The organism is Photorhabdus viridis, assembly GCF_040256935.1.
Classification (GTDB): Bacteria; Pseudomonadota; Gammaproteobacteria; order Enterobacterales; family Enterobacteriaceae; genus Photorhabdus; species Photorhabdus viridis.
Map to the genome: position 1 here is coordinate 1 of NZ_JBEJZY010000624.1, position 222 is coordinate 222.

Below are 222 nucleotides of genomic sequence, written 5' to 3' on the forward strand. Positions count from 1 at the left end.
GGTCGGAAGCACACGGTTTCAGAGTAGGGAATGGCAGTAAACGCCATTTCAAAACTGCGATCCCGGCGCGCACTGCTGTGAATAGCGGTTATCACCGCCCCTTTACGGAAGGCTTCCGGCGCCTCTCCCCTGACTTTCAACTCCTGACCCGGCAACAGCGTGGCGGATGTCGTCAACCCTCGCAGTTGGGTCTGTCGATTCAGGTAACGTTCATGTTGCAGC

At 57.2% G+C, this 222-nt stretch carries 1 protein-coding gene; it reads right to left on the reverse strand.

All coding sequences use genetic code 11. The features are described from left to right. Positions 1-222 (reverse strand): hypothetical protein (locus tag ABR397_RS24835; RefSeq protein ID WP_350307990.1); only part of this gene is annotated, 222 nt, incomplete at both ends.